Genomic DNA, 7,004 nt, shown 5'->3' with positions numbered 1-7,004 from the left:
CCCCCAGGTCATCCGTTCGACAGGGGGGACCAGCCATGCCGGGCCCGGAGGCCAGCGGCCCTCTTGCAGGACCGCGAAGAAGATAACGGGGGGGGACGCGGGTCCGGCAGTGTCCGACGCGGTGCTGACCGCCGCCGGCGAAGCCGGGCTGGTCGCGGCGGGCAATCGGCAGCGCACGGACACCACTCATGTGCTGGCGGTGACCAGGGCCTGAGCCGTCTGGAGTTCCTCGAGAACGCTGCGAGCAGCGCTGAACCAGATCGCCGAGTCGGCCGGGAACGCTGGTCACGGTGGCCAGCGCGAGTGGTTCGACCGGCACACGGCCCGGCCGGAGGACAGCCGTTCGTACGGGCGGGCGAGCATGAAGCACCCGCACGAACTGTCCGCGAGAAGAATCCACGACGAGTACGCTTTGCGGGTAGTTATTACCGATGACCACTTGCTTGCGGCTCCGGTATCTTTCGACCCTGCGCAGCCGACTACAAGGGGAAAGATCTCTACCCTTGAGGCGGCTACCGGCTCGGCCAAGTGCAAGATCGGCAGACTCTTCTATTGCGGCTTTCGAGCGTCAAGTTGGCATGCCAGTTTCATCCGGAATGATCAATTAGAGATCCTGGCGGGGCGTGGAGGCGAGGCGAGTGGCGAGCCTTCCCGAGCTCCGCGTTGCCAGTAGCGAGTGGGCGCCCGAATGCGGTACTGCAGAAATCCTCAGGGGACGGGAGAATGAATTGAACATGCTTAAGAAATCCGCCATAACTGGCGCTATCGGCATTGCGCTTGCCCTTGGCTCCATGGGTCCGGCTGCTTCAGCGGGGGCTGCGACGGGAGAGCCTTGGGCGAACCTCGCTTGTACTGAGTGGATCCTGGAGAAATCTAACGGAAAGGAATATCGCACTTGCCTGGACCGCTACATAGAGTTCAAGAACTGGAAGCAGCCCGGTGAATTTTCGGCGGGATTGGCGAATAACGGATTTGACGTGCATTCACTCCAGACCGTTAATGACTTTCATGCATTGTGGGGTGTAAGAAGCGGGGTAGAGAAGATCGTGGGATGCGTAACAACTACGACGTACATCTCGCCGGACGAGGGCTTTTCCGATGACACGGTGATTGATGGCGTAACGGTCTATCCCCCGCGGCTCCTCGCTGCTCTTGAAGGCCGCTCTTGGACAGGAGGATGTCCCTGAACCTGGCGCTTGAGAACTGATCACCGAGTGGCGAACCCCGCCCCGGTCAGCCTATCGACGTCCTGGGCCAGACGCCTGCGACGAGGACGCGGGCGTCCCGGGCCTGCTGGCCCGCTTTCCGGCCGGTCTTGCTAGTGGGTCAGGCACCGGTCAGGGGCCGCTCCCGCCGCGCGGCGGGGTGGTGCGCTGCCCCGCGTGCGACAGGCCTGCCTCGGGACCACAATCCGGGGCGACGCGGTTCCGGTGACAGCAGGTTCGGCAGGCGGCGGTCACCGCCAGTGCGGCGGCTCGCTCAGCGCTGCACCGCGGCGGTAGCCGTCACCGGTTCCGCAGCAACACGCACTTGCCTGCCCGTCCGATCGGTGCAGGGCGTCGGCGCCTGCAGCAAGTTCTCGGATGTGGTGTCAGGTCGTGCGACGGCGAGGGTGGCGCTTCCCTCATCGGCGAGAGCCACCAGGACCGCACTCGGTGCGATCCAGGCCGGCGGCCTGTACCAGCGTGCTGAGGATCGGCACCCAGATACCGTCCGCGGGCCATAACGATCACGGCCTAGGTGCGCTCCGCTCACCGGAGGCCACCTGAGAACAAGACCAGCGGTGCCCAGCTGTAGCGGATCGTCACCCCGTGCTCGGCGAGGACGTCGGCTTCCCGGTGCCGAAGCTCATCGTGGGACTCCGAAGCGAGCGATGCGAGCCACCGCGCGAACACCATGGGCACCTCGCCGGCGGCCACCTGAGGGGCTGCTTCGCCGGTCACTGGCTCACCTCCACGTGGCGATGCCGAACATGCCGGCGCATGTTGCGCACACCCGAAGGCGGACTCCGGCCGCGCGGAGGGGCAGGAAAGCGTTCATCGGCCCAGAACAAGCACCAGCAGCAGGACAGCCCTTCGTACTGCGAGGGGGTGCTCCTATCTCTTTGGTCAAGGGAAACGGGGGTGCGTTGGGTCGGCGAGCCGGGCAGCATGGCGGCGTGGCTGATCTGCTGTGGGATGACGTGAGTTCCTTCTTCGATCCGGATTTGATGGGGTCGTTGCCGGACGTGCGTGTCCCGGATGCTTCGGTGGAGGACTGGCAGGCGGTCCTCGATCTTGTCGCGGAGAAGGGTTGGAAGTGCCAGTACTCCGAGGGAGAGACGGCGCTTCCGGTGCCCCAGGCGGAGGCCGTGCTGTCCCGCCCGGCGGATGCCGAGTGCCCGGACCTGCGGGTCTGGCCGACTGCCGATGTGCTGGCGATCTTCCGTTTTCATGCCGACGATGAAGTCGACTTCGACGTCGACCTGCGGGAGTTGCAGGGCCAGGACCGGCTTGATGTGTTCTGCGGCTTCCTCCGGGAGATCGGGCGGCGGCTGGGCAAGCCTGTGCTGATGGACCCGGAAGGCAACTATGGCCATCCGGTGCTCGGCTTCGATGTCGAGGCCGATCGAGTCGTTCTCCTCGCAGATCCGCAGGTCAGATAACTGCGGCCGACGGCCGAGGTTCGTAGAAGACACCTCACGTTGTTATGCCGTCAAGTCAGGGACGTCCGGCCCATGTAGCGTGACCTCCCTATTCGAACGGGTAGGGGTGGAGCGATGGTCGACGTTGTGCGCGTGATGGAGGCGCTGGCTGAGCAGGGCGTAACGGTGCTCTTCAAGGCAGATGCGGAGCGCATGCGTGATGGCGTCAGGCCGTGGACCTTCGTCGCGAATGCTGGCCCCTTCCACGAGGACCTGCTCGTGCGTACTGATGCGGCTTCGGTGGAGGACTGCCTGAAGACCTGTCTGCCTCAGCTGCGTGACCGCGGGCTGGTCATCCCTGAGTGATGGCGGCTCAGTCGGTCGATCTATGCAGCAGCGGCTTCTGTCGCTTCGGATGAAGCCGGAAAGGCCAGGCTCTCGTCGAAGCGTCGGCGGTGCTGGAGGCAGTGATAGAGCTGACCGATCATGCGGTTGAAGAGATTGCGTTGGGCGGCTGCGTGCCAGTCGCCGCGTTCGCGTCGTCGTCGATAGTGGGTGTTGGCGCCGGTAGATGCTCGTAGCGAGGCGAATGCCCACAAGTAGCCGGCGTGGTTGAGCCGGTCGTTCTTCACCCATCGCCGAGTGATGGACGACTTCTTGCCGGAGGCCCTGGTGATGGGTGATGAGCCGGCGTATGCCTTCAGACCGCGGGCGTCGGTGAAGCGCCCACGGTCGTCGCCGATCTCAGCGAGGATCCGGGCGGCGAGCTGGATGCCGAGCCCAGGGAAGCTCAGCAGGATCTCGGCGTCCGGGTGCTGAGGGAACGCCCCTTCCACCTCCTCGGCGAGTTGGTCGGCGGCGGTGCAGGCGGCCTCTAGCTGGATGAGGAGGGCGAGCATCTGCTTGCCCAGTGCTTCCTCGATGAGTGGCGGTTGATGGGCCCACTCGGCGCGGAAGACGTCGCGGAGACGGTCGGCCTCCGCCTCGATGCCGCGCTTGCGGCCAGCGCGCTTGAGCGCAGCCTGGAGCTGGGTGCGGGTCAGCCGCGCCGCTCGGGTCGGAGTCGGTGCTGCCCGCAGGAGTTCGCGAGCCTCTGGACGGCACAAACCGTTGGTCCAGGTGGCGAAGGCGTCGAGGGCGGCTGGATAGTACTCGCGCAGGAGGGAACGGAGCTGGTTGGCGAGTTGCTGTCGGTTCCACAGCGAGTCCTGCTGAGCGCGAGCCAGGACGGCGATGGCCCGGCCGAGGTCGCTGTCTTCAGGCAGGGGGCGGTGGGCGTGCATGTCGGTGCGCAGGATGTTCGCCAGCACGAGAGCGTCGCCAGGATCGGACTTCTTGCGCGAGACGCTGTGCCGGTCGCGGTAGCGTGCGGCGGCCATCGGGTTGATCGCGTACACCTTCCGCTTCCCGGTCCGCAGCACCGCGACCAGCAGCCCTCGGGAGGTTTCGATCGCCACCGGGATCGGGTTCTCTTCGGAGTCGCCGTACTCGGCGAGCAAGTCCAGCAGCACCTTGTAGCCGGCCGCGTCGTCGGTGATGTGCCGCTTGGCCACCAGCGTGCCGGCGTCGTCGACCAGCGCGACGTCGTGGGTTCGTTCGGCCCAGTCGATTCCGCAGTAGATCAAAGTCCCTCCCCATATGCAGGTGTTTGCGCTGGTCACGAGCGCGTACAGGGCCACGCGAGCGACCTAATCCCAGGCATCAACCGGTTCACGGCAGTGCCTCCACCTCACTAGCCGTTCGTGGCACCAGCGCACTCCACGGGCCCCGGTCTCTGCGGGAGCTGTAGCAGCCCGGGTGGAGCAAGGGGTCACCGTGAAGTGGGCTCGTGCCACCAACCTTCACGTGCGAGTGCATCGATCAGTGCTGACGGCCGTAAGCGACCGATGTCGCCTCTCTTCTACGAGACTTCGACAAGTCCGGTTCCATCAAGACGTCCACCGGCGGTTACGACCGTCAACTTGCGAGTGGTAGCAGCCGCGAAGACACCGAGCGCCGCCGATCTCGCCAATAGACGTTCTCGCCTGGACTACTGAAGGCATCCCCACAGCGCCTCCGCGACTGACACCACCGCGAGCGCCAGGCCGTGCACCTGACTAGAAACGAGAGGCTCCTCGGTGTCCGCCAGATGTCACGGCCAGCACTCGAACATCCGAAAGAGCAACCGCCCCAACGGAATGTTCTTCACATGGGATTAGGTTCCGTCGCGGAGCATCGCGAACAGCACATCGGCCTGGCGTCTGGCGAGGCAGAGCAGGGCCTGGGTGTGGTGCTTGCCCTGGGCGATCTTCTTATCGCAGTAGGCCCGCGATGCCGGGTCGCCCAGGGCGGCGAACGCGGAGAGGAAGAAAGCACGTTTGAGCTGCTCGTTTCCCCTACTGTGAGCTGCTTGTTTCCCCCTCCTGGATGGCTGTTCGCCGCGGATCGAAGAGCCCGAGCTGCGGGTCGCCGGGGCAAGTCCCGCGTAGGCGGCGAGGTGGCCGGCGGTCGGGAAGGTGCTGCCGTCGCCGACCTCGATCAGGATGCGGGCTCCGGTCCTGACCCCGACTCCCGGCATCGACGTCAGGACCTTCGAAAGAAGATGGGCATCCAGGAGTTCCTCGATCCGTCCGGCCAGCAATTTGCGACGGCCAAGGACGGCGGTCAGTGATCCGGCCAGGCTCGGGACGATCAACGCGGCCGCCTCGGTGCCCGGAACGGTCACGGTCTGCTCGTCGAGCGCGGCGAAGATGTCCTCGACCAGCCGCTCGGCCATCCTTGGCGCCTTCGGCCGCAGCAGGGTGACCAGCCGCCGTCTGCCGGCCTTGCGTATCTGGGCCGGTGACCCGAACCGCTCCAGCAGCGTCGACACGGCCGGGTGCTGCAACCGCGGCCCCAACACCCTTTCCAGGGACGGATGGATCTGGGTCAGCAGACCGTGCAGCCGGTTCGCGACCCTGGTCGCTTCGCCGGCCAGGTCGTCGAACCCAACGATCATCTCCAGCTCGGCGACCGTCTCGTTCCCGCCGTCGATCGCCCGCAGCGTGTACGGCATCGCGCGGGCCGCGTCCGTGATGATGAACGCGTCCCTGGCGTCGGTCTTCGCCTCGCCCGGGTAGAGGTCGGCGATCCGCCGCATCGTCAGCCCCGGGCAGGTAGGCGACCGGGCAGCCCGTATCTCGGGCCACTGCCAGCGGCAGGGCGCCGATCGAGGCCGGCTGATCGACCACGACCAGCACTGTTCCGTGCTTGGCCTGGAGTTTCGCGAACAGTTCGCGGAGTTTGGGCTCGGTGTTGGGCAGGCGCTTGTCGAACGTCTTCTTCCCGGCCGAGGTGACGACGGTGGCGTGCTGTTCGCCCTTGCCGACGTCCAGGCCGAGGAAGACGTCGATGTCGCCGGTGTCGATCACGTGCCAGCCCCTCCATCACGCTTGCGTCCGGCCTTGCCTCGGCACCGAGCTGCCACATCCACGTTACGGAAAGCTCTTCCGGCTCGGGTGAAGCCAGTGCTCAAGCCCCTCATCAGCGGTCCGTCGATGCCTCCGGGCCGGTGACACCACCCCCCGAATCATGCACAACAATGCCGTTGCTTTTGGAGTCACTGCCATCTGTGGTTCAGGGTGATGGTGGTGGCTGGTCGGTGTTGGCTGGCGGGTTCATCGGGGCCTTGCTGGTGAACGGGGTGATGCACGATTTGATCTTTCGGGGGCAGTCGCGTGACCGTCGTCGGGGCAGCAAGGCCCGGGTGATCTCGGCGAGGCCGAGGCGACGGTCACGTCTGCGTGCTGAGGGGGAAAGCCAGTCGGCGCGATCCGAGCGGCGGACGACGTGCAGGGCTCGGGTGAACGAGGTCCGGTCCGCCGTGCACTGCGCGATGCGAGCGGCCTCGCCGAGCAGGCCCGTGGTGCACGATCAGGTGGGCGAAGATCTCTTGCCGAATGCCGTCCGGGGTCTGTGAGCGCAGGACGGGTCTGTCGCGCTGGTGGGTCTTGATCTCGTCGAAGACGAGCTCGATCTCCCAGCGTCGTGCGTAGAGTTCGGCGAGCTCGGAGGCCGGGTACTTCTCGTGGTCCGTGAGGCTGGTGATCAGTCGGATCATCTCGGCCTGGCCGTCGATCCGGTACTCGACCACCCGCACCAGGAGCGGCGGGGCTTTGCGGGTCCCGGTCGCTTTGCTGTGCTTGTTCGCCTCGATCCAGGCCAGTTACTGAGGTTTTCGGCTTGTCATCGGGTAGTGATGGTTCATGATCCCTGCGGTATGCCGGTGTTATGCGTTGTCCGGAGGGTGGGGGCCTGACTGCTGAGCGTCGGCCGTTTCGGGAGAGGATCCGGCTGAAGGCCGGCGTGTGGTTCGCGGCGGGTGAGAGGACCGCTGTGATCGCGAAGGATCTGCGGGTGAGTG

General features: G+C 65.8%; 6 protein-coding genes and 1 pseudogene. 3 read left to right on the top strand and 4 right to left on the bottom strand.

Annotated elements, in window-relative coordinates:
- Positions 1–638: 638 nt before the first annotated feature.
- Entirely contained in the window at positions 639–1,187 is a 549-nt protein-coding gene (locus ACIQMR_RS37975) for a hypothetical protein (RefSeq protein WP_401397650.1), read from the top strand.
- Positions 1,188–1,751: 564 nt separating this feature from the next.
- Here the strand turns inward: ACIQMR_RS37975 and ACIQMR_RS37970 are convergent.
- Positions 1,752–1,943, bottom strand: coding sequence for a hypothetical protein (locus ACIQMR_RS37970; RefSeq protein ID WP_401397647.1), 192 nt, complete (start codon positions 1,941–1,943; stop codon positions 1,752–1,754).
- 215 nt (positions 1,944–2,158) lie between these two features.
- Between ACIQMR_RS37970 and ACIQMR_RS37965 the strand changes: the two genes are divergently transcribed.
- Positions 2,159–2,644, top strand: a complete 486-nt coding sequence (locus ACIQMR_RS37965; protein WP_401397644.1) for a hypothetical protein — start codon at positions 2,159–2,161, stop codon at positions 2,642–2,644.
- 114 nt (positions 2,645–2,758) lie between these two features.
- A complete protein-coding gene (locus tag ACIQMR_RS37960; RefSeq protein WP_401397641.1) occupies positions 2,759–2,989 on the top strand; it encodes a hypothetical protein in 231 nt (76 codons plus the stop codon).
- A gap of 20 nt (positions 2,990–3,009) precedes the next feature.
- Here the strand turns inward: ACIQMR_RS37960 and ACIQMR_RS37955 are convergent, their stop codons facing one another.
- The 3 genes and pseudogenes from ACIQMR_RS37955 to ACIQMR_RS37945 all read right to left on the bottom strand — a co-directional run bounded on the left by ACIQMR_RS37955 (position 3,010) and on the right by ACIQMR_RS37945 (position 6,734).
- A complete protein-coding gene (locus ACIQMR_RS37955; RefSeq protein ID WP_401397639.1) occupies positions 3,010–4,248 on the bottom strand; it encodes an IS110 family transposase in 1,239 nt (412 codons plus the stop codon).
- 569 nt (positions 4,249–4,817) lie between these two features.
- A pseudogene (locus tag ACIQMR_RS37950) lies at positions 4,818–6,009 on the bottom strand (IS110 family transposase).
- Between the two features lie 365 nt (positions 6,010–6,374).
- A complete protein-coding gene (locus ACIQMR_RS37945; protein WP_401397636.1) occupies positions 6,375–6,734 on the bottom strand; it encodes a transposase in 360 nt (119 codons plus the stop codon).
- Between the last annotated feature and the right edge of the window lie 270 nt (positions 6,735–7,004).

It is taken from the genome of Streptomyces sp. NPDC091376 (assembly GCF_044757085.1).
GTDB classification, from domain to species: Bacteria; Actinomycetota; Actinomycetes; order Streptomycetales; family Streptomycetaceae; genus Streptomyces; species Streptomyces pratisoli.
This window is presented reverse-complemented; position numbering and strand designations above follow the sequence as displayed.

Excerpts from the sequence above, each read along its gene's own strand:
- ACIQMR_RS37960 (WP_401397641.1), top strand. The coding sequence starts at position 2,759 with ATGGTCGACGTTGTGCGCGTGATGGAGGCGCTGGCTGAGCAGGGCGTA.